Annotated in this window: 22 protein-coding genes and 1 other RNA gene; 8 read left to right on the forward strand and 15 right to left on the reverse strand. The window is 69.9% G+C overall.

Annotated elements, in window-relative coordinates; translation table 11 throughout:
• Positions 1-24 precede the first annotated feature (24 nt).
• From VGO20_RS26455 to hflK, 4 genes are all read right to left on the reverse strand, one after another.
• The gene (locus tag VGO20_RS26455; RefSeq protein ID WP_414639908.1) at positions 25-1,560 is read right to left on the reverse strand and encodes a DegQ family serine endoprotease; all 1,536 of its coding nucleotides are present in this window, start codon (positions 1,558-1,560) and stop codon (positions 25-27) included.
• 168 nt (positions 1,561-1,728) lie between these two features.
• Positions 1,729-1,920, reverse strand: coding sequence for a DUF2065 domain-containing protein (locus VGO20_RS26460; RefSeq protein ID WP_327505438.1), 192 nt, complete (start codon positions 1,918-1,920; stop codon positions 1,729-1,731).
• 78 nt (positions 1,921-1,998) lie between these two features.
• The gene (gene hflC / locus VGO20_RS26465; RefSeq protein ID WP_327505408.1) at positions 1,999-3,012 is read right to left on the reverse strand and encodes a protease modulator HflC; all 1,014 of its coding nucleotides are present in this window, start codon (positions 3,010-3,012) and stop codon (positions 1,999-2,001) included.
• Between the two features lie 12 nt (positions 3,013-3,024).
• The gene (gene hflK / locus VGO20_RS26470; RefSeq protein ID WP_327505409.1) at positions 3,025-4,218 is read right to left on the reverse strand and encodes an FtsH protease activity modulator HflK; all 1,194 of its coding nucleotides are present in this window, start codon (positions 4,216-4,218) and stop codon (positions 3,025-3,027) included.
• Between the two features lie 232 nt (positions 4,219-4,450).
• Between hflK and apbC the strand changes: the two genes are divergently transcribed.
• The gene (apbC, locus tag VGO20_RS26475) at positions 4,451-5,599 is read left to right on the forward strand and encodes an iron-sulfur cluster carrier protein ApbC (protein ID WP_327505410.1); all 1,149 of its coding nucleotides are present in this window, start codon (positions 4,451-4,453) and stop codon (positions 5,597-5,599) included.
• A 42-nt stretch (positions 5,600-5,641) separates the two neighbouring features.
• On the opposite strand, the gene VGO20_RS26480 is transcribed toward apbC, so the two are convergent.
• The 4 genes from VGO20_RS26480 to VGO20_RS26495 form a co-directional block, all read right to left on the reverse strand.
• Positions 5,642-6,439, reverse strand: a complete 798-nt coding sequence (locus VGO20_RS26480; RefSeq protein ID WP_327505411.1) for an ABC transporter ATP-binding protein — start codon at positions 6,437-6,439, stop codon at positions 5,642-5,644.
• Entirely contained in the window at positions 6,436-7,344 is a 909-nt protein-coding gene (locus VGO20_RS26485; RefSeq protein ID WP_327505412.1) for an ABC transporter permease, read from the reverse strand. The genes VGO20_RS26480 and VGO20_RS26485 overlap by 4 nt, the downstream gene beginning before the upstream one ends.
• 67 nt (positions 7,345-7,411) lie before the next feature.
• Entirely contained in the window at positions 7,412-8,374 is a 963-nt protein-coding gene (locus VGO20_RS26490) for an ABC transporter substrate-binding protein (RefSeq protein WP_414639910.1), read from the reverse strand.
• Positions 8,375-8,516: 142 nt separating this feature from the next.
• Positions 8,517-9,002: a dihydrofolate reductase gene (locus tag VGO20_RS26495; protein WP_327505413.1), complete on the reverse strand. Its 486-nt coding sequence runs from the start codon at positions 9,000-9,002 to the stop codon at positions 8,517-8,519.
• A 303-nt stretch (positions 9,003-9,305) separates the two neighbouring features.
• Here VGO20_RS26495 and VGO20_RS26500 point away from each other — a divergent pair, with 303 nt between their 5' ends.
• Positions 9,306-10,190: an alpha/beta fold hydrolase gene (locus VGO20_RS26500; protein ID WP_327505414.1), complete on the forward strand. Its 885-nt coding sequence runs from the start codon at positions 9,306-9,308 to the stop codon at positions 10,188-10,190.
• On the opposite strand, the gene VGO20_RS26505 is transcribed toward VGO20_RS26500, so the two are convergent.
• The gene (locus VGO20_RS26505) at positions 10,187-10,981 is read right to left on the reverse strand and encodes a thymidylate synthase (RefSeq protein ID WP_327505415.1); all 795 of its coding nucleotides are present in this window, start codon (positions 10,979-10,981) and stop codon (positions 10,187-10,189) included. The two genes, VGO20_RS26500 and VGO20_RS26505, sit on opposite strands and share 4 nt — an antisense overlap.
• Before the next feature lie 62 nt (positions 10,982-11,043).
• On the opposite strand from VGO20_RS26505, the gene ssrA reads away from it, so the two are divergent.
• Positions 11,044-11,368, forward strand: a transfer-messenger RNA (tmRNA) gene (gene ssrA / locus VGO20_RS26510).
• Positions 11,369-11,401: 33 nt separating this feature from the next.
• Positions 11,402-11,899: an SspB family protein gene (locus VGO20_RS26515; RefSeq protein ID WP_327505416.1), complete on the forward strand. Its 498-nt coding sequence runs from the start codon at positions 11,402-11,404 to the stop codon at positions 11,897-11,899.
• A 27-nt stretch (positions 11,900-11,926) separates the two neighbouring features.
• Here VGO20_RS26515 and VGO20_RS26520 read toward each other — a convergent pair whose 3' ends face one another.
• Both VGO20_RS26520 and def read right to left on the reverse strand, forming a co-directional pair.
• Positions 11,927-12,628 carry a COQ9 family protein gene (locus VGO20_RS26520; protein WP_327505417.1) on the reverse strand — a complete coding sequence of 234 codons (702 nt, stop codon included), beginning with the start codon at positions 12,626-12,628 and terminating at the stop codon, positions 11,927-11,929.
• 6 nt (positions 12,629-12,634) lie between these two features.
• A complete protein-coding gene (def, locus tag VGO20_RS26525; protein ID WP_327505418.1) occupies positions 12,635-13,237 on the reverse strand; it encodes a peptide deformylase in 603 nt (200 codons plus the stop codon).
• A 199-nt stretch (positions 13,238-13,436) separates the two neighbouring features.
• Between def and rpsU the strand changes: the two genes are divergently transcribed.
• The 4 genes from rpsU to VGO20_RS26545 all read left to right on the forward strand — a co-directional run bounded on the left by rpsU (position 13,437) and on the right by VGO20_RS26545 (position 16,841).
• Positions 13,437-13,640: a 30S ribosomal protein S21 gene (gene rpsU / locus VGO20_RS26530; protein ID WP_327505419.1), complete on the forward strand. Its 204-nt coding sequence runs from the start codon at positions 13,437-13,439 to the stop codon at positions 13,638-13,640.
• Between the two features lie 132 nt (positions 13,641-13,772).
• Entirely contained in the window at positions 13,773-15,125 is a 1,353-nt protein-coding gene (locus tag VGO20_RS26535; RefSeq protein WP_327505420.1) for a dihydroorotase, read from the forward strand.
• Positions 15,126-15,153: 28 nt separating this feature from the next.
• On the forward strand, positions 15,154-16,086 hold the full coding sequence (locus VGO20_RS26540) for a dihydrodipicolinate synthase family protein (protein ID WP_327505421.1): 933 nt from the start codon (positions 15,154-15,156) through the stop codon (positions 16,084-16,086).
• The gene (locus tag VGO20_RS26545; protein WP_327505422.1) at positions 16,086-16,841 is read left to right on the forward strand and encodes an SDR family oxidoreductase; all 756 of its coding nucleotides are present in this window, start codon (positions 16,086-16,088) and stop codon (positions 16,839-16,841) included. The genes VGO20_RS26540 and VGO20_RS26545 overlap by 1 nt, the downstream gene beginning before the upstream one ends.
• A gap of 193 nt (positions 16,842-17,034) precedes the next feature.
• Here VGO20_RS26545 and VGO20_RS26550 read toward each other — a convergent pair whose 3' ends face one another.
• The 4 genes from VGO20_RS26550 to VGO20_RS26565 all read right to left on the reverse strand — a co-directional run bounded on the left by VGO20_RS26550 (position 17,035) and on the right by VGO20_RS26565 (position 21,538).
• Complete coding sequence (locus VGO20_RS26550) at positions 17,035-18,435, reverse strand: NAD(P)(+) transhydrogenase (Re/Si-specific) subunit beta (protein ID WP_327505423.1); 1,401 nt, start codon at positions 18,433-18,435, stop codon at positions 17,035-17,037.
• Between the two features lie 13 nt (positions 18,436-18,448).
• On the reverse strand, positions 18,449-18,868 hold the full coding sequence (locus VGO20_RS26555; RefSeq protein ID WP_327505424.1) for an NAD(P) transhydrogenase subunit alpha part 2: 420 nt from the start codon (positions 18,866-18,868) through the stop codon (positions 18,449-18,451).
• 12 nt (positions 18,869-18,880) lie between these two features.
• Positions 18,881-20,032, reverse strand: coding sequence for a Re/Si-specific NAD(P)(+) transhydrogenase subunit alpha (locus VGO20_RS26560; RefSeq protein WP_327505425.1), 1,152 nt, complete (start codon positions 20,030-20,032; stop codon positions 18,881-18,883).
• Between the two features lie 165 nt (positions 20,033-20,197).
• Positions 20,198-21,538: an ABC1 kinase family protein gene (locus VGO20_RS26565; RefSeq protein WP_327505426.1), complete on the reverse strand. Its 1,341-nt coding sequence runs from the start codon at positions 21,536-21,538 to the stop codon at positions 20,198-20,200.
• Between the last annotated feature and the right edge of the window lie 4 nt (positions 21,539-21,542).

The raw sequence follows: 21,542 nt of genomic DNA on the forward strand, positions 1-21,542 counted from the left end.
TCCCCCCCCGCCGCCGGGTACCGGTCAGCCCGTGCCGAGAGCGATGAAGCGGAGGTCGCCCTGCCGGTCGACGAGCAGGAGGACCGAGCGCCGCCCGGCGTCGCGCGCGGCGTCGATGCGCTGGACCACGTCGCGCGCGGAGCGCACTTCTTCCTGGCCGACCTCCACGATGACGTCGCCCGGCAGCAGGCCCTTCTCGGCCGCCGGGCTGCCCCGGTCGACCTCGGCGACCAGCACTCCGGCCACCTGCTCGGCGATGCCGAACTGCTGGCGCAGCTCCGGCGTGATGTCGGTCAGCTGGAGGCCGAGGCTGCCCACCGTCTCCGGCGCGGAGCTCTGCGGGGCGGCCTGGTCCGGGATGGAGGCGAGCAGGCCGGACTCCTCCGCCGCTTCCAGCTCGCCGACCTTGACCATCAGCCTGGTCTCCCCGCCGCCGCGCCACACCGTCACCGGCACCTCGCGCTCGACCGACGTCTCCGCCACGATGCGGGGCAGCCGCCGCATCTCCGTGATCTCCCGGCCGTTGAAGCTCAAGATCACGTCGCCCGGGAGAATGCCGCCCTCGGCGGCCGGCCCGTCGGGCGTCGTGCTCGCCACCAGGGCACCATAGGCGCGCTCCATCCCGATGCTCTCGGCGATGTCGGGCGTGACCGCCTGGATGCGGACGCCGAGCCAGCCGCGCCGCGTGCGGCCGAACTCCTGGAGCTGCTCGACCACGGGCTGCGCGAGGGAGGTCGGGATGGCGAAGCCGATGCCGACCGACCCGCCCGAGGGAGAGAAGATCGCGGTGTTGATGCCGATCACCTCGCCTTCGAGATTGAACATCGGGCCGCCGGAATTGCCCCGGTTGATCGAGGCGTCGGTCTGGAGGAAATCGTCGTACGGACCGGCGTTGATGTCGCGGGCCCGGGCGGAGATGATGCCGGCGGTGACCGTGCCGCCGAGGCCGAACGGATTGCCGATCGCTATCACCCAGTCGCCCACGCGCATCGCGTCGCTGTCGCCGAAACGCACGTGGGGCAACGGCCGGTCCACCGTCACGCGCAGCAATGCGAGGTCGGTCTTCGGGTCGCGCCCGACCACCTCGGCCGCGAGATTGGTGTCGTCGTGCAGGATCACCGTGATCTCGTCGGCATCCTGGATGACGTGGTTGTTGGTGACGACGTAGCCGGTCGGATCGATGATGAAACCGGAGCCGAGCGACGTCGAGCGGCGCGGCGCGTCGGGGCCGGGTCCCTGGCGCTCGAAGAAATCCCGGAAGAACTCCTCGAACGGGGAGCCGGGGGGGAACTGCGGCAGGTCCGGCATCGCCCCTTCGCCACGACGCTCGGGAATGTTCTGCGTCGTCGAGATGTTGACCACGGCAGGGAGAAGGCGTTCGGCAAGGTCTGCGAACGAATCCGGGGCATTGGTCCGGCCTTGCGCCTGAGCGGCACCGGCCGCCAGGAGGACGGCCGCCACCAGCGCCGCGAGCAGGGGCAGGATAACCGCCAGGGTCCATGATTCCTGCCGCTGGTCGACGGCCTTGGCCGTAGCGGTCCGACGGGCACGTTGGGTCACGCGAGCTGTCTCCTCGACTCGAAGCGGCGCCTTTCGGGGATGGGCGAGGCCCAACCCGTCGTCAACGAGGTATGTTGCCGCCCGACCACCTTCAAGCGATCGGGCATCGCAACCGGTCGAGCGGAAGGGTCCATCCAAATTGCGGCACCTTTTGGCGGCGGCGCGGGATCAGCCGCGCAACAGCCAGACTATTCCAACCCCGATTGCCGCCGCAATCAATCCGACGGCGCGCAGCCTGTCCGGCGCGAGCGCCAGCGCGGCCGCGAGCGCCTGGCGCATCGCGGCCGGGAAGAGCGCATAGAGCAGGCCCTCGATCACGAGGACGAGCGCCAGCGCGGTCAGGACGTCTTCGGATGCCAGGGGGACACCGGGGAGGGAACAGGCATGGAAAAAGCGGACGGCCGGACCCGTGAAGGGCCCGGCCGCGGGAAGGGAGCGCTACTGCGCCGGCGCCTGGAGCGGCGACGCCCGTCCGGTCGCCTCGGCTTCCTGCACGGTGGCCGGAGACGGCAGCGCCCCGGTCGGAGGCAGGGCGGCGGGGCCGACGCTGCCGGGAGGCGTCTCCGGTCCGTCCTGGCGCCCCGCGAGCAACCCGGCATCGACGTCGCGGAAGAAGCGGAAGAAGTCGCCGGTCGGAGACAGGACGAAAGTGGTGTCGTCCTTGTTCAGCGACTCCCGGTAGGCCTGGAGCGTCCGGTAGAAGGAGTAGAATTCCGGGTCCCGGCCGGAAGCCTCCGCAAGGATGCGAAGCGCCTGGTTGTCGCCTTCGCCGCGCAGGATCTGCGAGTCGCGCTGGGATTCCGCGATGATGACCGTGCGCTCGCGATCCGCGCGGGAACGGATCTGCTGGGCCTGCTCCTGGCCCTGGGCACGGGCCTCGGCGGCCTCGCGCTCACGTTCGGAACGCATGCGGGCGAAGATGGCCTGGCTGGTCTCCTCGGGCAGGTCGGCGCGGCGGATCCGGACGTCGACGATCTCGATGCCGAAGCGCTGGGCCTCCTCGTTCACGCGCTGGCTGATGTCGGCCATGACCTGCGTGCGCTCGTCGGAGAGGATCGTGAGCAGGGTCACGTTGCCGAGCACGCGGCGCAGGGCCGAGGTGACGATGGTGTTGAGGCGCTGCTCCAGCGTCGCCTCGTCCCGGACCGTCTGGTAGAAGCGCAGCGGGTCGGCGATGCGGTAGCGGGCGAAGGCGTCGACGTCGAGGCGCTTCTGGTCGGCCAGGATCACCTGCTCCACCGGCGGGTCGAGATCGAGGACGCGCCGGTCGTAGACGACGAGGTTCTCGATCAGCGGGACCTTGGCCTGGAGGCCGGGCGTCTGGATCTGGCGCCGCGGCTCGCCGAGGCGCAGGACCAGGACCTGCTGGGTCTCGTTCACGGTGAAGAGGGACGCGAAGGCGACCACGCCCACGAGGAGGACGAGGATGCCGGCGATCAACTTCTTGTTCATTCTGCCACCTCGTCAGTTGGCCGGGACGGGCTGGCCGGCCACGCCCGGACGGCCGGGCGTGGCCGCCTGCGGCTGGCCCGCGATGCCCGGTACCCTGAGCTCGTTCAGCGGCAGGTAGGGGACGACGCCCTGTCCACCGGTGTCGCCGTCGATGATGACCTTGTTCGTGCCGCGCAGGATCTGCTCCATCGTCTCCAGATAGAGGCGGCGCGTCGTCACGTCCGGAGCGTCGCGGTAGGCCTCGAACACCGCCACGAAGCGCTGCGCGTCACCCTGCGCGAGGCTCACGACCTGCTCGCGATAGGCCGAAGCCTCCTGGATCAGGCGCTCCGCCTCGCCGCGTGCGCGCGGGATCACGTCGTTGCGGTAGGCCTCGGCCTCGTTGCGCAGACGCTCCCGGTCGGCGCGGGCCCGCTGGACGTCGTTGAAGGCGTCGATGACGGCGCCGGGCGGGTCCACCTTCTGCAGCTGCACCTGCACGACCTCGATGCCGGCCTGGTACTGGTCGAGCATGCCCTGGAGGAGGGCGCGGGTCGCGACCTCGATCTCTTGGCGCGCTTCCGTCAGCGCGGGCTGGATGTCGGTCCGGCCGATCACCTCGCGCATGGCGGATTCGGCCGCCTTCTTCACCGTCGCCTCGGGATCGCGGATCTTGAACAGGTATTCGCCGGCGTCCTTGATCTGCCACAGCACGGCGAAGTCGATGTCGATGATGTTCTCGTCGCCGGTCAGCATCAGGCTCTCGTCCGGGACGTCGCGGTCGGCCCCCCCGCGCCGGCCGTCGACCGCGCCGGAGCGGTAGCCGACCTCGATCCTGTTGACGCGGGTCACCTTGGGCAGGAGCACGCTCTCGATCGGCGTCGGCAGGTGGTAGCGCAGGCCCGGCTGCTCGGTCCTGACCCAATCGCCGAAGCGCAGGACGACGCCCTGCTCTTCCGCGCCGACCCGGTAGAAGCCGCTGAGCAGCCAGACCCCGACGATGATGATGCCGAGGATCGCGACGCCGCGTCCGCTGCCGAAGCCGCCGGGCATCACCCTGCGGATGCGGTCCTGGCCCTTGCGCAGGAGTTCTTCCAGATCGGGTGGCGTCGGCCCGCCCGACCCGCCGCCGCCGCCGGGCCGGCCCCACGGGTTGTTGCCACCGCTGCCGGGTGGCGGTCCCCAAGGGCCGCCACCGCCGCCCCCTCCCTGATTGCTCCACGGCATGCCGCTCGATCCTCTCGTACCTGTATATCGTTCTTGGACGCCCTGCCGAGCTCCGGAGTTCCCGGTGCGCGAGCCGTGCGCCGTCCTTCGCGGCACGGCTCCCGACAGTTTGCCGTTGCGGCCCCGAGCTTTCCATCCGTTTCGCCCGGCCCTATAAGTACCGGGGCAGATGGAGCGTTTCCTGGCCGTCCGATACCCGCCAATATTGGAGAAAGTTCGGAGTTTTCAACATATGGCACAGGTGACCGAAGCCCAAGTGCTCGACGCGTTGCGTGCGGTCCTCGACCCGGATCGCGGCGCCGACGTCGTCGGCCTCGGCATGATCTCCGGCGTCGTGATCAAGGACGCGATGGTCCAGTTCGCGATAGAGGTCGACCCCGCGCGCGGGCCGGCGCTGGAGCCGTTGCGCCGCGCCGCCGAGGAGGCGGTCGAACGCCTGCCGGGAGTGACGTCCGCGACCGCCGTCCTGACGGCGCACCGCGAGGCGGCACGCCAGGAGGGGCCGCACCGGCACGCGGCGGGCCGCGCGGGCGGCCAGCAACAGGGCGGCCAGCAACAGGGTTCGCGCCCCCTGGTGCCGGGCGTCGGCGCGATCATCGCGGTCGCGTCGGGCAAGGGCGGCGTGGGCAAGTCGACGACCGCGGCCAACCTCGCGCTGGCGCTGCGCGTCAACGGGCTCCGGGTCGGGCTGCTCGACGCCGACATCTACGGCCCTTCGGTGCCGCGGATGCTGGCGATCTCGGGCAAGCCGACGTCGAAGGACGGCCGGACCCTGGAGCCGATGGAGAATTACGGCATCGCCGTGATGTCCATGGGCTTCCTGGTCGCCGAGGACACGCCGATGATCTGGCGCGGGCCGATGGTGCAGTCGGCGCTCCAGCAGATGCTCCGCGACGTCCACTGGGGCGAGCTGGACGTGCTGGTCGTCGACATGCCGCCCGGCACCGGCGACGCCCAGCTCACCATGGCGCAACAGGTGCCGCTGGCGGGCGCCGTCATCGTCTCGACCCCCCAGGACATCGCGCTGCTCGACGCCCGCAAGGGGCTGAACATGTTCCGCCGCGTCGACGTGCCCGTCCTCGGGATCATCGAGAACATGAGCTATTTCTGCTGCCCGAACTGCGGGCACAGGACCGAGATCTTCAGCCATGGCGGCGCGCGCCAGGAGGCGGAGCGCCTGGGGACGGAGTTCCTGGGCGAGATCCCGCTCGACATCGCGATCCGCGAGACCAGCGACGAAGGGCAGCCCATCGTGGTGAGCCGGCCGGACAGCCCGCATGCGGAGGCGTACCGGTCGATCGCGGCGCGCATCTGGGAGAAGCTGTCCAAGGACGCCGGCGGCGGACCGCAGCGCCCCGCCCCGCGCATCGTCGTGAGCTGAGGGGGGAGCCTCCTCCCGCCGGCGGCGGGAGGAGGCGTTCCGTCAGCCGATCAGCAGGCTGTCGTCGCTGACCTGCTCGCCGCCGCGCTGGCGGGCGAACAGCGCCAGCAGGTCCGGCACGTCCATGCCCGCGCGCTCCGGTCCGGAAACGTCGAGGACGATCCGGCCTTCGTGGAGCATGATCGTCCGGTCGCCATAGTCGAGCGCCTGGCGCATGCTGTGGGTCACCATCATCGTGGTCAGCCGGTGCTCGGTCACGATGCGGCGCGTCAGCTTCAGGACGAAATCCGCGGTCGCCGGGTCGAGGGCCGCGGTGTGCTCGTCCAGGAGCAGGATCTTCGACCCGGCAAGCGTCGCCATCAGCAGGCTGACCGCCTGGCGCTGGCCGCCGGACAGCAGCCCCATGCGGTCGGACAGCCTGTTCTCCAGCCCGAGCCCGAGTTCGGAGACCCGCTCCCGGAACCCGCGCCGGCGCCCGCCGTCGAGCGCGCGGCCGAAGCCCCGGCTGCGCCCGCGCGCGGCCGCCAGCGCCATGTTCTCCTCGATCGTCAGCGTCGCGCAGCTGCCCGCCATCGGGTCCTGGAACACCCGGGCGACCAGCCCGGCACGCCGGGGCGTCGCCCAGGTGGTGACGTCGACGTCGTCGATCGCGATGCGGCCATCCTCCGGGATCGCATCCCCGGCGAGCGCCGACAGCAGGGTCGACTTGCCGGCGCCGTTGGAGCCGATCACGGTGACGAACTCCCCTTCGGGGATCCGCAGGTCGACACCACGCAGGGCGTGCTTCTCCAGTGGCGTGCCCGGAGCGAACACGACATGGACGTTCTCTACGGTGATCATTGCGCCGGCACTCTCCTTGGGGCCCTACCCCCGCCGGCCCGAACGCGGACGCGCGGCAGGATCAGCGCGACGGCGACCAGGACCGCCGTGACGAGGTTCAAGTCGGACGCCTGCAGCCCGATGACGTCGGCGGAAAGGGCGAACTGGATGGCGAGGCGGTAGACGATCGAGCCGAAGACGCACCCGACGAGGATCCACAGGAGCCTCCGGGCCCGGAACACGGTCTCGCCGACGATCACGGCCGCGAGACCCACTACGATCGTGCCGATGCCGGCGGTCACGTCGGCGAAGCCGTTGGTCTGCGCGAACAGGGCGCCGGCCAGCCCGACGAGGGCGTTGCTGAGCGCCATGCCGACATAGACGTGGAGATCGGTCGAGACGCCCTGGGCACGCGCCATGCGCGCGTTCACGCCCGTCGCCCGCATGGCGAGGCCGAACTCGCTGCCGAGGAAGCGCGCGAGCAGCAGCACGACGATCGCGACCACGACGAGCACGAACAGGGGACGGACGATGTGCTCGGGCACGCCGAGCCCGTAGAACGGCGTCAGCACCGTCTCCTGGGCGATGAGCGCGACGTTCGGGCGGCCCATGACGCGCAGGTTCACCGAGAACAGCGCGATCATCGTCAGGATGCTCGCGAGCAGGTGCAGGATGCGGAACCGGACGTTCAGCGTCGCCGTCACCAGTCCCGCGACCGCGCCCGCGGCCATGGCCCCGAGGCTGGCCAGCCACGGGTTCACGCCGGCGACGATCATGGTGGCGGCAACGGCAGCCCCGAGAGGGAAGCTGCCGTCGACCGTCAGGTCGGGAAAGTCGAGCACGCGGAACGCCAGATAGACCCCGAGACCGACCAGCGCGAAGACGAGGCCGATCTCGACGGCACCGAGGAGGGCGACCTGGCTCATCGGCCACCCTCGATCCGGCATCCCGCAGCGCGGCCGACGAGAGCGGCCGCACAGTGGCGCGGGCTGGTCACTGGCCGATCACCTTGGTCGCACGGGACACGACGGCTTCCGGCAGCTTCACGCCCTGCGCCTCGGCGGCGGCCGGGTTGACCACCAGGTCGGTGCCGGCGGCGACCCGCACCGGAATGTCGCCGGCATTCTCGCCCTTGAGGATCCGCGCCACCACTTCGCCGGTCTGCCGGCCGACGTCGTAGTAGTTGAAGCCGACCGCCGCGAAGGCGCCGCGATCGACGCTCGCCGTATCGGCGGCGTAGACGGGGATGTCGTTCTGGTCCGCGACCGAGACCACGCCCTCGAGCGCGGAGACGATCGTGTTGTCGAGCGGGATGTACATGACGTCCGCCCGGCCGACGAGGCTGCGCGCCGCCGCCTGGACGTCGGCCGACCGGGTCGCCGTGGCCTCCACGATCTCCAGACCCTGCTCCTGCGCCATTTCCTTCATCATGTTGACGACGGTCACGGAGTTCGGCTCACCGGGATTGTAGGGGATGCCGATGCGCTTGGCGTCCGGCGTGATCTCCTTGATCAGGGCCAGGTGCTCGGCGAGCGGGGACATGTCGGACAGGCCGGTCACGTTCCCGCCGGGCTTCTCCATGTCGGTGACGAGCTGGGCGCCGAGCGGATCGGTCACGGCCGTGAAGACGACGGGGATGTCGCGGGTCGCGGCGACGACGGCCTGGGCCGAAGGCGTGGAGATCGGCACGATCACGTCCGGCCGGTCGCCGACGAGCTGGCGGGCGATCTGGGCGGCGGTCGCAGGGTTGCCCTGGGCGCTCTGGTACGAGAACTGCAGGTTCTCGCCCTCGCGGAAACCGGCGTCCTTGAGCGCGTCGCGCACGCCGTCGCGCGCGGCGTCGAGGGCCGGGTGCTCGACGATCGCCGTGACGGCGACGCTCTTGGTCTGGGCGAATGCGGGGGTCGCGAGCACGGCGAGTGCGGCGGTGGCGGCCGCCAGCGAAAGCATCTTCATGACGAGTTACCTCCCTGTGTAACGCAGCACGCAAGTAACGATGCACCTTGCGCGCTGTCGTGGTTGCGCAATGGCCTAGACCGAGCCGGCCGTTTCGTCAATATCGGGATTGTCCCCGCGCGGTCTCAAAAGGCCTGCCCGACTATGGCGCCCGGTCGAGCGTTACGAAACTGTAGGCCGGCGTCTCGCCTTCCGCTGGACGGTCGTCGCGCGCCGTCTCGGTCCATGCGGTCCGCTCGAAGGCGGGGAAGCGCGCGTCGCCCTCCACCTCGGCATGCACCTCGGTCAGGTAGATCCGGTCGGCGCGATCCATGAACAGCCGATAGACCTGCTCCCCGCCGATCACCATCGCCTCGCCGGCACCGGCCGCCTCGGCGGCGGCCACGGCCTGCGCCGGGGAGGCCGCGGTGACGACGCCTCCGATCGGCGCGCCGCGGGTCAGGACGATGTTGAGGCGGCCCGGCAGCGGCCGGCCGATCGATACGAAGGTATGGCGCCCCATGACGACCGGCTTGCCGAGCGTCAGCGCCTTGAAGTGGCGCAGGTCCGCAGGGATGCGCCAGGGCAGGCCGTTGTCCCGCCCGATGACGCCGTTCGCAGCGACCGCCGCAACCAGGGAGATCCGCATCGTCGGCAACGTCCCGTGGACTCGGTTTCGATAGACGATCCCAAGACCCTACACGCGCGGCGCCCCGTCTGCCAGCGCTTGAAACAAATGAGAGCTTCTGGCAAGAGATCGGCGGCAACCGGCCCGATCCCTTCATCAGGACACCTTCCGTGCCCCTCGTGCACTAGCGACGCCGCCACGATCGGAATACCACCGGCCGAATGCCGCCGGCACGCATCCCGGAAGCCCCGGGAGAGCGCCGCCGCGCCTTCGGCAATCCGGAACAGCCGTTCCGGCCAGCGGATCCAAGCAGAGGCAAGCATCATGTCCGAACACGGGAACGCCGGCATCCCCGGCGAACGCGGCGTCATACGCGCCGGAAATTTCGAACTCGGCTATGCGATCGAGGGGGACGGCAAGCCCGCCCTCGTGATCGGCAGCGCCGTCTACTATCCCAGGACCTTTTCCGACCGCCTGCGGCAGGAGCTGAAGCTCGTCTTCCTCGACCATGGCGGCCACGGCCGGCCGTCGGGGGCGTTCGAGCCGTCGGACTACGGCCTTGGGACCGTCCTCGCCGACGTCGAAGCGGCGAGGCGCCAGCTCGGCCTGGACGAGGTCGTCGTCATCGGGCATTCCGGAAACGGCTACCTGGCGCTCGAATACGCCAAGGCGTACCCGCAGCGGGTGTCGCACGTCGTCATGATCGCCACCGGCCCGAGCCTCGGCCCCGCGCATATGCGCCTGGCCGAGCGGTACTGGGAGGAAGCGGTCTGCCCGGAGCGCAAGGCGAAGCTCGAGAGCGATCTGCGGCAGCTTCCCGCGGACATCCAGGCGGCGCCGGAACGGCGGTTCGCGGCCTTCTGCATCAGGATGGGGGCCCGGAGCTGGTACGACCACGACTACGACGCCACCGCGCTGTGGGACGGCGTCGGCGTCAACATGCCCGTGGTCGACCACATGTGGGGCACGCTCTTTCGCGACGTCGACGTCGCCGCGGGCCTGTGTGAGCTCGACGTGCCGGTGTTCCTGGCCCTGGGGCGGTTCGACTACCTGGTTCCGCCCTATGCGGCCTGGGACCCGTACAGGGACCGTTTCCGCGACCTGACGGTCCGGGTGTTCGACCGCAGCGGCCATACCCCGCAGCTCGAGGAGAGCGGCGCCTTCGACGACGAACTGCTGCGCTGGCTGGCCGGGCGGCCGGCCCGCTAGACCGCGACCGGGGCCGGGATGTGGGGGTGCGGATCGTATCCGGACAGGACGAAGTCCTCGTAGCGGAAGCCGAACACGTCCCGGACCTCCGGGTTCAGCGTCATCACGGGCAGCGGACGCGGCTCGCGTTCGAGCTGGAGCCGGGCCTGGTCCAGGTGGTTCAGGTACAGATGCGCGTCGCCGAGCGTGTGGACGAAGTCCCCGGGCTCGAGCCCGGTCGCCCGGGCCACCATCAGCGTGAGCAGGGCGTAGGAGGCGATGTTGAACGGCACGCCGAGGAAGATGTCGGCCGAGCGCTGGTAGAGCTGGCAGGACAGCCGCCCCTCGGCGACGTGGAACTGGAACAGGCAGTGGCAGGGAGCGAGCGCCATGCGGTCGAGGTCGCCGACGTTCCAGGCGCTCACGATCAGACGCCGGCTGTTGGGGTTGCGGCGGATCTCCTCCACGACCCAGGAGATCTGGTCGATGACGCGGCCGTCCGCCGCCTCCCACGCACGCCACTGCTTGCCGTACACGGGGCCGAGGTCGCCGTCGGGGCCCGCCCATTCGTCCCAGATCGTGACCTTGTTCTCGCGCAGCCAAGCCACGTTGGTGTCGCCCCGCAGGAACCACAGCAGCTCGTTCACGATCGAGCGCAGATGCAGCTTCTTCGTCGTCACCAGGGGAAAGCCGTCGCGCAGGTCGAAGCGCATCTGCCAGCCGAAAACGCCCCGCGTGCCGACCCCGGTCCGGTCGCCGCGGACGACGCCGCGGTCCAGGACGTGGCGCATCAACTCGTGGTACTGCCGCATCGCTCCCCCCTACTCTGCCCGGCCCTTGATAGCGGAGCATCGCCCCGCCTGGAAAGAGGACTCCTCTTGTAACGAAAACCGGCGGCGTCTATATCTGGATCGTCCGCGCAAGCGGGCTATGGCGATAAACGCCATGTGGAATAAGCGTAGCGGACCCGGGGGCGGTACCCGGCGCCTCCACCAGTTCCAGACCCGCCGGCGGCGCCGGCGGGTACCTCGGGGGCGAAACAGGATCGACGCGCGTGGTAAAGACATGGTTTTCGCCCGGCATGGTTCCGCCGTTATCGGGCCGTATCACAAGTGCCAACGACAACGTTGCACTCCGCGCGGCTGCGTAAGTAGCCGTGCGCGGCTCGGGGGGCGCCGGGCAACAGAAGTCCCCCCACTTCATTATTGTCCCTGGCGAGGCGAACGTCCCTGATGACCGTTGAGCATCTGCGATACGACAAGATGGTTGAAGGGGCGCTGCGCGGCGTCGTTCGGGAAGCCCTGACGCAGGCGGCCGAGCACGGCCTGCCGGGCAACCACCATTTCTATCTGACGTTCCGGACGAACCATCCCGGCGTCGACATTCCCGATTATCTCTCGGACCAGTACCCGAGCGAGATGACGATCGTCCTGCAGTACCAGTTCTATGGACTGGAGATCTCGGAGGACATGTTCAACGTCACGCTCAGCTTCAACAACGTGCATGAGCGCCTGACCATCCCGTTCTCGGCGATCACCACCTTCGCCGACCCGTCGGTGAACTTCGCCCTCCAGTTCCAGCCGCTGCACGCGGCCGAAGCCATGGGCGCGGTCGACGAGATCGAGGCCAGCATCACCGAAAAGGTCGCGGAGACCGCCGAGCGCTCCTCCAAGGAGGAGCAGCCGAAGATGGGCGAAGTGGTCGCGCTGGACGCATTCCGCAAGAAGTAGCGCGGCGGCCGAAGCCGCCGGCCTTGCCTAGGCGGGCGGCATCGGCAGAACGCCCGAGTCGCGGGTCCGGCGCCGGATCTGGCGCGCGAAGCGGAACGGCGAGGGAAGCACGCGCGCCAGCCCGCCCAGGCTCCCGAACGTCGCGGTCGCGCGGCCGAGGCGCATCACGTCGGCGATGCGGCGGTCGAGGAAGCCCCAGGTATCCTGAAAATCCTCGGTGCCGTCGTCGAGCCAGTACAGCACGCTCGTCGAGTAGACCCCCGACAGCAGCGCCCGCTTCGTGTAGTGGCTGAAATCGGTCGCGGCATCCCCGGCGGCGTACCAGATCGTGTCGACGGTCCTGTAGAGCAGCCGCAAGCCGAGCGAGGCGTTCTGCGGCAGGGCGAAATAGGGGACCAGTCGCCTCACGGCCTCGCGGTGCGGGGCCAGCAGCTCCAGCCGGACCCTCACGGCCAGCGCGACGCGTTCCCGGACCTTCATGGCATCGAGCCCCCGCGTCTCGAGCAGGCGCAGCATCTCGCGGTCGGCCCAGACGCTGAAATGCTCGACCAGGTCGGGCACGCCGCCGGGAAAGGCACGCGACGCCTCCTCCCGGCCGAGGCCGGCCATGTCGGCGCCGTCGCGCAGCGCCTGCAGGCTCCAGCCGTCGAAGACGACGTTCGGAAGCGTCGCGAGCATGACCCGGTCCCGCAGGCCCTCCAACTCGTCATGCATGCCGGTCTCGTCCATCCGTGCTCACTCCTTCCCTTCGGCCTTCCCTTCGGCCTTCCCTTCGGCCTTCCCTTCGCCCCCGGTTCCTTCGGTCTCGGCCAGCTGGTAACGGAGGCTCTCCTCGTTAAACCCGAGCCAGCGCAGATCGTCCATCCGTTCGAGATAGAGAACCCCGTCCAGGTGATCCACCTCATGCTGGACGACCCGGGCATGGAAGCCGGTGGCCTCGCGCTCGATCGGGCTGCCGTCCAGGTCGAAGCCGCGATAGAGGATGCGGGCGTGGCGCGGGACGACGCCGCGCAGCCCCGGGATCGACAGGCATCCCTCCCAGCCCGAGAGCATCTCGTCGCCGACCGGCACGATCTTCGGGTTGACCAGGACCGTGATGCCGGAGGGCCCCTCCTCCTCCTCGCCCGGCTGCCGCCGCTCCCGGGGCAGGCGGAAGACGATGAGACGCACCGACTCGTGGACCTGGGGCGCGGCGAGGCCGACGCCGCCCGCGTCCACCATGGTCTCGGCCATGTCGGCGGCCAGACGCCGGACCAGCGGGTCGGCCGGGTCGGGCACCGGATCGGCGACCCTTCGCAGAACGGGGTGCCCCATTCGGGCTATCTTCAAAATGGCCATGGCGATACCAGCTGTTGCAACACTCGCGAAAGCGAAGCCGGCGGCATGCCGCGCCGCGCCCATTCGAACAAAGGCCTTCGAGGCCCACGCGAACAAGGGCCTTCCAGACGAGGCTTCGACGTGCTAGAAGCGCGCCTTCGGGTGGTCGTACCGTTTTCGCATCCGCATGCCCGATCAAACAAGAGGAGAGATAAAGAACGTGCAGGTTCTGGTTCGTGACAACAACGTCGATCAGGCTCTCCGCGCGCTGAAGAAGAAGATGCAGCGCGAGGGTATCTTCCGTGAGATGAAGCTCCGCCGCAACTACGAGAAGCCCTCGGAGAAGCGCGCGCGCGAGAAGGCCGAGGCCGTTCGCCGCACCCGCAAGCTGCTGCGCAAGCGCCTGGAGCGCGAAGGCTACTGATCGTCCCGGCGGCCCCGCCTCCGGGCGTCGCATGACGGCCGACCGCACGAGCCGCCCCGTATTTACGGTGGCGGCTTTTCGTGCTGGCATCGCCGCCCCACGAGACCCGGCGAGCGAGGAAGCAGGCGAGCGATGAGCGATTTCGACCTGGTGGTCAGGGGGAACCTGGTGCTCCCGGACCGGATCGTCGAGGACGGCTACGTCGCCGTGCGCGACGGACGCATCGCCGGCGTCGGGACCGGGCCGGCGCCTTCGGCCCGGGATGCGCAGGATTTCCGCGGCCATTGGGTGATGCCCGGCGTGGTCGACGGGCAGGTGCACACCGGCAGCCAGGCAGGTCAGGAAGGCATCGGGATCGCGTCGCGCGCCGCTGCGGCCGGCGGCATCACGACCATGGTCGACATGCCCTACGACGACCCGGACCCGGTAACGGACGGGTCCCTGCTCCGTCGCAAGGCCGCCATCGTCGACCGCGACGCCCATGTCGACGTGGCGCTCTATGCCACCATTCCGGCCGACGGAACGCTGGACGGGATACCGGGGCTGGTCGAGGCCGGCGCCTGCGGCTTCAAGTTCTCCACCTACGAGGCAAGCCCGACGCGGTTCCCGCGGATCGCCGACGACGTGCTGTACGAGGCGTTCCGGCGCATCGCGCCCTCCGGGCTCGCCTGCGGGGTCCACAACCAGGACCAGGAGCTGACGCGGCGCAACGTCGCCGGGGCGATCGAAGCCGGCGACACCGGCTGGGATGCCTTCGGCCGCGCCCTCGGCCCCCTGGTCGAGGACCTCGCGACCGCCCGGATCTACGAGATCGGGGCCCAGACCCGATCGCGGGCCCATGCGGTCCACGTCTCCACCGCGCGCGGGTTCGAGATCTGCGGCATGTACCGGCGCGCGGGCCACGCGGCGACCGTCGAGACCTGCGTGCAGTACCTGATGCTGAACGAGGAAGAGCACGTGCGGCGTCTGGGTGCCCGCGCCAAGCACTATCCCCCGATCCGCCCCAAGGCGGAGGTGGAGCGGTTGTGGAAGCACGTCGCGGCGGGCGACTGCGACTTCGTCTCGTCCGACCACGTCTCCTGGAGCCTGGAGACGAAGAGCGATCCCAACATCTTCGAGAACAAGTCCGGAGGCCCGGGGCTGGAGACGCTGCTGCCTGCGTTCTGGACGGGGTGCGAGGAGCACGGCATCGCGCCGACCATGGTCGCCAGGCAACTGTGCGAAGGGCCGGCCCGCCATTTCCTGCTGGCGGACAAGGGCGCGCTCGCGGTCGGCCGGGACGCGGACATCACGGTGCTCGAGCCGGGACGCTTCGTCCACGACCCCTCCAGGAGCCAGTCGGCGGTGACGTGGAGCTCGTTCGGCGGCAGGGAGTTCCGGGTACGGGTGGCCGCCACCTACCTGCGCGGCGGCCTCGCCTGGGACGGCAGCCGCGTCCGCAACGAGGCGGGGTCCGGCCGCTTCGTGGCGCCCCGGCCCGCCTGACCGTCCGGACCGCGATCGGAGGCACGTCATGACATTGCTGGACGAATCGGCCTCGGGCGTCTTCGTCATCGCCGTGACGCCGTTCGGCGAGGACGGCGCGCTGGACCTGGACAGCACGGACCGGCTGGTCGATTTCTACCTGGAACGGGGCGTCACGGGCATCACGGTGCTCGGAATGATGGGCGAAGCGCCGAAGCTGACGGCCGAGGAGGCGCGCGTCTTCGTGCGCCGCGTCCTGAGGCGGCTGGACGGCCGCGTCCCCGTCGTCGTCGGCGTGTCCAGTCCCGGCCTCGCGTCCATGCGGGAGCTGTCGGCGGCGGTGATGGACGACGGCGCCGCCGGCGTCATGGTCGCCCCGCCGGGCACCGTCCGCACGGACGACCAGATCCACGGCTATTACCAGGGCGTGGCCGAGGCGCTCGGCCCGCGGACCCCCTTCGTGCTCCAGGACTATCCGCTGTCGACCGGCGTGCAGATCGCGCCCCCGGTCATCAACCGTATCGTCGCGGAGGTCCCGGGCTGCGTGATGCTGAAGCATGAGGACTGGCCCGGCCTCGCCAAGATTTCGGCCCTGCGCGCCGCCAGCGACCGGGGCGAGACCCGCCGCATCAGCATCCTGACCGGCAATGGCGGCCTGTTCCTGCCCGAGGAGCTGGGGCGCGGCGCCGACGGCGCGATGACGGGCTTCGCCTGGCCGGAGATGATGGTCGATGTCTGGCGCGCGCATGCGTCGGACGAGGTCGAGCGGGCGCACGACCTGTTCGACGCCTATCTCCCGCTGGCGCGCTACGAGCAGCAACCCGGCTTCGGGCTGGCCGTGCGCAAGCATCTGCTGGCGCGGCGCGGCGCGATCGCGTCGGCGGCGCTGCGCAAGCCGGGGCCGCGCCTGACGCCGGACGACATCGCGGAGATCGACAGGCTGGTCGCGCGGCAGGAAAGAAGATTGAAGGAGATCGGCTGATGGACCTCGGACTTTCGGGCAAGCGCGCCCTCGTGATGGGCGGGAGCCGCGGACTGGGCGCCGCGATCGCCCGGACCCTCGCCCGGGAAGGCGCGAGCGTGATCGCCGCCGCGCGCACCGCGCCCGGCGACGGCGTGCAGGGCGTGTCGTTCGTGCCGCTCGACCTGGCCGACCGGCAATCGGTGGACGCGCTCGCCGACCGGCTGCTGGCCGAGGGAGGGGTGGACGTCCTCGTCAACAACGGCGGCGGCCCGCCGCCGGGAACGGCCCTCGAGGCGACGGCCGAGCAGTGGACGGAACAGTTCCAGAAGATGGCGGTCCACCTGTTCCACCTGACCCGCCGGCTGGTGCCGCCGATGGCCGAGCGCGGCTGGGGACGGATCATCACGATCGCGTCTTCCGGCGTCGAGCAGCCCATCCCCAACCTCGCGCTGTCCAACGGCATCCGCTCGGCGGTGGTCGGCTGGTCGAAGACGCTGTCGGTCGAGCTGGCGCCCCGCGGCATCACGGTCAACATGGTGCTGCCCGGACGCATCCACACGACCCGGGTCGACGAACTCGACCAGGCGACGGCCCAGCGCCAGGGCAAGACCGTCGAGGAGGTCGCCGACGCGGCCCGCGGCACGATCCCGGTCGGCCGCTACGGCACGCCGGAGGAGTTCGCCGACGTGGTCGCCTTCCTGGCGAGCGAACGCGCCTCCTACGTCACGGGCATCAAGATCCGCGTGGACGGCGGCATGGTCCGCACCGTGTGAGACGGAGAGGACGCCCCTCGCGCGCTGCCGCGCGAGGGGCGCGCGGTCCCTGAGCATTTCCGGATAAACCGGAAACGCTCAGGGATTTCGTGTTCCTCAGGCGCCGGCGCCGCATCCGTGGCTTGGCTAGCGCCCCTAGCGGGGCGGGGGCGCGGTCGCGCCCCCGAGCGTTTCCGGATAAACCGGAAACGCTCTATTCGACCGACCGGATGATCTCCTCGCACATCTTCTTGGCGTCCCCGAACAGCATCATCGTGTTCGGGCGGAAGAACAGCTCGTTCTCGACGCCCGCGTAGCCCGACGCCATCGAGCGCTTCACGAACAGCACCGTCTTCGCCTTCTCGACGTCGAGGATCGGCATGCCGTAGATCGGCGACTTCGGGTCGGTCTTGGCCGCCGGGTTGGTGACGTCGTTCGCGCCGATCACGAAGGCGACGTCGGTCTGGCTGAAGTCGCGGTTGATCTCCTCCAGCTCGAAGACCTCGTCGTAGGGGACGTTGGCCTCGGCCAGCAGCACGTTCATGTGACCGGGCATGCGGCCGGCGACGGGATGGATCGCGTAGCGCACCTCCACCCCCTCCGCCTTCAGCACGTCGGCCATCTCGCGCAGCGCATGCTGGGCCTGGGCGACCGCCATGCCGTAGCCGGGCACGATGACGACGCTGGACGCGTTCTTGAGGATGAACGCCGCGTCCTCCGCCGAACCGGCCCGCACCGAACGGTCGCCCGTGCCGCCGCCAGGGCCCGCCGCCGCGTCCTCGCCGCCGAAGCCGCCGAGGATCACGTTGAAGATCGAGCGGTTCATGCCCTTGCACATGATGTAGGACAGGATCGCGCCCGACGAGCCGACCAGGGCCCCGGTGACGATCAGCAGGTTGTTCTGCAGCGTGAAGCCGATGCCGGCCGCCGCCCAGCCGGAGTAGCTGTTCAGCATCGAGACGACGACCGGCATGTCGGCGCCGCCGATGGGCAGGATCAGCAGCAGCCCGAGCGCCAGCGCGACCAGCACGATGAGCCAGAGCGCCAGGCCGGAATTCGTGACGCACAGCCAGACGATCAGGAGCACCAGCACGACGCCGAGCGCCGCGTTGAGCGGGTGCTGGTAGTCGAAGACCAGCGGCTTGCCGCTGACGAGGCCCTGGAGCTTCGCGAAGGCGACCAGCGACCCCGTGAAGGTGATGGCGCCGATCGCGACGCCGAGGCTCATCTCGAGCAGGGAGCCGGCGTGGATGTCGCCGCGCACGCCGATGCCGTAGGCCTCCGGCGCGTAGAAGGCGGCGAGCGCCACGAGCACGGCGGCGAGGCCGACCAGGCTGTGGAAGGCGGCGACGAGCTGCGGCAGCGCGGTCATCTGGATGCGCCGCGCGATGAAGGTGCCGATCGAGCCGCCGATCAGGATGCCGAGGATGATCATCGTGTACGACAGCGCCGACAGCACGCCCGGAAGGATCAGGGTCGTGACGACGGCGATCGTCATGCCGACGATGCCGAAGATGTTCCCCTGGCGCGACGTCTCCGGGCTGGAGAGGCCCTGAAGCGCCAGGATGAAGCAGACCGCGGCGACCAGATAGGCCAGCGGGGCGAGGATTTCCATTTGGTCGCGCTCCTTACTTCTTGGCCTGCTGCTTCTTCTTGTACATCCCGAGCATGCGCTGGGTGACGATGAAGCCGCCGAAGATGTTGACCGAGGCGAGGATCACGGCCAGGAAGCCCAGGAAGGTCGAGAAGTTGAAGGCATCCGGGCTCGTCGCGATCAGGGCGCCGACGATGATGACCGACGAGATCGCGTTGGTGACCGACATCAGCGGCGAGTGGAGCGCCGGGGTGACGCGCCAGACGACGTAGTAGCCGACGAAGACCGCCAGCACGAAGACGGTCAGGCCGACCACGAAGAACGGCACGCCCGCGGGGTCGGCCGCCAAAGCCAGGCGGGTCGTCTCGTCCGCCAGTTCGGCGGCCCGCAGTGCGAGGTCCTGTGCGGCGGTCGCTAGGTCCGCCGCGTTCTGCGAAAGCGTTTCAGGATTCATGCGGCTGGTCCCTCAGGCGGTCTGGCCGGAGAAGGCGGGATGGATGACGGCGCCGTCGCGGGTCAGAGCGACGGCCTTGACGATCTCGTCGTCCCATGGAACGGCGAAGGCCTTGTCCTGCCCGAAGAAGAGCTGGACGAGGGCGAGCAGGTTCCGCGCGTAGAGCTGCGAGGCGTCCACCGCGATGCGGCTCGGCATGTTGGCGTGGCCGACGATCCTGACGCCGTGGCGGACGACGACCTCGCCCGCGGACGAGCCCTCGACGTTGCCGCCGGCCTCCACGGCGAGGTCGACCACGACCGCGCCCGGCTTCATGCTCGCCAGCATCTCGTCGGAGACGAGACGCGGCGCCGGCCGGCCGGGGATCAGGGCGGTCGTGATGACGATGTCCTGCTTGCGGATGGTGTCGGCGATGAGGGCCGCCTGCTTGGCCTGGTATTCCTTGCTCATCTCCTTGGCGTAGCCGCCGGCGGTCTCGGCCTGCTTGAACTCCTCGTCCTCGACCGCGACGAAGGTTCCGCCCAGCGACTGCACCTGCTCCTTGACCGCGGGCCGGACGTCGGTGGCCGAGACGACGGCGCCCAGGCGCTTGGCCGTCGCGATCGCCTGCAGGCCGGCGACGCCGACGCCCATCACGAGGCAGCGGGCCGGCGGCACGGTTCCCGCCGCCGTCATCATCATGGGGAAGGCGCGTCCGAACTCGTACGCCGCGTCGAGAACGGCCCGATAGCCCGCGAGGTTCGCCTGGCTGGAGAGCACGTCCATCGACTGGGCGCGCGTGATGCGCGGCACCAGTTCCATGGACAGCGCCGTGACCCCGGCATCGGCATAGGCGGGCAGCAGATCGCGCGCGCCGTGCGGGTTGAGCATGCCGATCAGCAGCGCGCCGCGCTTCATCAGGGACAGCTCGTCCATGCCGTCGGCCGCGAGCGTCGGCCGCTGGACCTTGAGCACGATGTCGGCGTCGGCGAGGGTCGCGGCCGCGTCCTCCCCGATCTCGGCGCCCGCATCCGCGAAGGCCCGGTCAGGGATCGACGCCCCCTCCCCCGCCCCGGCCTCGACATGGACGTCCAGCCCGAGGGCCTTGTATTTCTTCACCGTGTCCGGAGAGGCCGCGACCCGCCGTTCGCCGGCGCGCCGTTCCTTCGGTATCGCGATCTTCATCCTGGCTGACCCCCTTGCGGCCGTTGAGCGTGGCACCCGCCTTCACCCGCGGTTGTTGCCACGCAACATGCACGATAGGGGAAACATTGTGAAGTATGCCTCGCCATTTCGGGGATGCATCCCCGCGTCGACGGAGGGTCAGGCGGCGGGATCAGGCTGGCGGGATCAGGCCGGCAGGGGAACCCCGTGGCGCGACAGCACCGCCGTCTGGCGCTCGGACACGGCCCGGACGTCGAAACCGGCGATCAGGTCGTGGAAGAGCCGGTACCAGTTGATCTCGGCCTTGAGATGCAGGAACACCGAACCGAGGCCGATCGCCGCCCGGTCCATGAAGACGAATTCCCTCGGGATCTCGACTCCGCCGACCTCACGCAGGCGGCGATGCACCTTTTCCGCCGTCTCGCGACCGTAGAGCCCGCTGTTCGTCTCCTCGATCTGGCGGGTGCGGTCGTCGAGTATCGGCGCGTAGACGAAGCGCGCCCAAAGGTTCAGGACCTCGACCAGCTCCTTGGAGATGCGATCGAAGCCCCAGCTCCGGTACGCCTCCACGGCGAGTTCGTCGTCTCCGGTCCGAAGCGCTTCGTACAGGTCGATCACGCCCTTGACGAAGCCCGGCCTGAACACCCGGACGCAGCCGAAATCGAGGAGGTTGACGCCCCGGTCGGGCCGGATCGTGTAGTTGCCGAGATGCGGGTCGCCGTGGATCACGCCGTAGAAGTAGAACGGCACGTACCACGCCCGGAACATGTTCATCGCGATCTGGTTGCGCGCTTCCGGCTCCGTGCGCACGAAGTCCAGGATCCGCCGCCCGTCGAGCCAGGTCATGGTCAGAAGCCGGCGGGTCGACAGCTCGGGCACGACCTCCGGGACATGCACCCCTTCGACATCCGCGAGCATGTCGCGGTAGACGGCCATGTGCCGCGCCTCGAGCCCGTAGTCGAGCTCCTCGCGCAGGCGCGCGGCAATCTCCTCGTGCACCTGGCGCGTGGAGACGGCGCGGTCCGCGCGCTGGTAGATCGAGAAGATCACGCGGAGCTGCCGCAGGTCGGCCTCCACGGCCGACTGCATGTCCGGGTACTGGAGCTTGCAGGCCAGCAGACGCCCGTCTTGGCCGACCGCCCGGTGGACCTGGCCCAGGGAGGCGGCCGCCGCGGCCGTGCGCTCGAAGCTGCGGAACCGGCCCTGCCATCCGGGCCCGAGCTCCGCGGCCATCCGGCGCTTGACGAAGGGCCAGCCCATGGAGGGCGCGTCGGCCTGGAGCTGGGACAGCTCCTGCACGTATTCCTGCGGCAAGGCGTCGGGGATGGTCGAAAGGATCTGCGCGACCTTCATCAGCGGCCCCTTGAGGCCGCCGAGCGCCGTGCGCAGCTCCGCCGCGTGCTCGGCCCGCTCGAGCCGCAGTCCCAGGTACCGTTCGCCGGCCAGGCGGGCGGCGAGCCCGCCCATCGCCGTCCCGACCCGGGCGTAGCGGGCAAGGCGCCCGCCGAGCGTGTTTTCATCCGTCATGCGA

Source organism: Arenibaculum sp., assembly GCF_035998295.1.
In the GTDB taxonomy this organism is placed as follows: Bacteria; Pseudomonadota; Alphaproteobacteria; order Azospirillales; family Azospirillaceae; genus DASYHS01.

What these genes read in the sequence shown, in the direction of transcription:
- VGO20_RS26495 (WP_327505413.1), bottom strand. Translation starts at nt 9,002, where the DNA reads ATGCGGATCTCCCTGGTTGCGGCGGTCGCTGCGAACGGCGTCATCGGG.
- VGO20_RS26505 (WP_327505415.1), bottom strand. Translation starts at nt 10,981, where the DNA reads ATGCGGCAGTACCACGAGTTGATGCGCCACGTCCTGGACCGCGGCGTC.
- VGO20_RS26490 (WP_414639910.1), bottom strand. Translation starts at nt 8,374, where the DNA reads ATGAAGATGCTTTCGCTGGCGGCCGCCACCGCCGCACTCGCCGTGCTC.
- VGO20_RS26540 (WP_327505421.1), top strand. Translation starts at nt 15,154, where the DNA reads ATGACATTGCTGGACGAATCGGCCTCGGGCGTCTTCGTCATCGCCGTG.
- hflK (WP_327505409.1), bottom strand. Translation starts at nt 4,218, where the DNA reads ATGCCGTGGAGCAATCAGGGAGGGGGCGGCGGTGGCGGCCCTTGGGGA.
- VGO20_RS26555 (WP_327505424.1), bottom strand. Translation starts at nt 18,868, where the DNA reads ATGAATCCTGAAACGCTTTCGCAGAACGCGGCGGACCTAGCGACCGCC.
- VGO20_RS26560 (WP_327505425.1), bottom strand. Translation starts at nt 20,032, where the DNA reads ATGAAGATCGCGATACCGAAGGAACGGCGCGCCGGCGAACGGCGGGTC.
- VGO20_RS26535 (WP_327505420.1), top strand. Translation starts at nt 13,773, where the DNA reads ATGAGCGATTTCGACCTGGTGGTCAGGGGGAACCTGGTGCTCCCGGAC.
- apbC (WP_327505410.1), top strand. Translation starts at nt 4,451, where the DNA reads ATGGCACAGGTGACCGAAGCCCAAGTGCTCGACGCGTTGCGTGCGGTC.
- VGO20_RS26500 (WP_327505414.1), top strand. Translation starts at nt 9,306, where the DNA reads ATGTCCGAACACGGGAACGCCGGCATCCCCGGCGAACGCGGCGTCATA.
- VGO20_RS26485 (WP_327505412.1), bottom strand. Translation starts at nt 7,344, where the DNA reads ATGAGCCAGGTCGCCCTCCTCGGTGCCGTCGAGATCGGCCTCGTCTTC.
- VGO20_RS26480 (WP_327505411.1), bottom strand. Translation starts at nt 6,439, where the DNA reads ATGATCACCGTAGAGAACGTCCATGTCGTGTTCGCTCCGGGCACGCCA.
- VGO20_RS26520 (WP_327505417.1), bottom strand. Translation starts at nt 12,628, where the DNA reads ATGGACGAGACCGGCATGCATGACGAGTTGGAGGGCCTGCGGGACCGG.
- def (WP_327505418.1), bottom strand. Translation starts at nt 13,237, where the DNA reads ATGGCCATTTTGAAGATAGCCCGAATGGGGCACCCCGTTCTGCGAAGG.
- VGO20_RS26565 (WP_327505426.1), bottom strand. Translation starts at nt 21,538, where the DNA reads ATGACGGATGAAAACACGCTCGGCGGGCGCCTTGCCCGCTACGCCCGG.
- VGO20_RS26550 (WP_327505423.1), bottom strand. Translation starts at nt 18,435, where the DNA reads ATGGAAATCCTCGCCCCGCTGGCCTATCTGGTCGCCGCGGTCTGCTTC.
- VGO20_RS26545 (WP_327505422.1), top strand. Translation starts at nt 16,086, where the DNA reads ATGGACCTCGGACTTTCGGGCAAGCGCGCCCTCGTGATGGGCGGGAGC.
- VGO20_RS26515 (WP_327505416.1), top strand. Translation starts at nt 11,402, where the DNA reads ATGACCGTTGAGCATCTGCGATACGACAAGATGGTTGAAGGGGCGCTG.
- hflC (WP_327505408.1), bottom strand. Translation starts at nt 3,012, where the DNA reads ATGAACAAGAAGTTGATCGCCGGCATCCTCGTCCTCCTCGTGGGCGTG.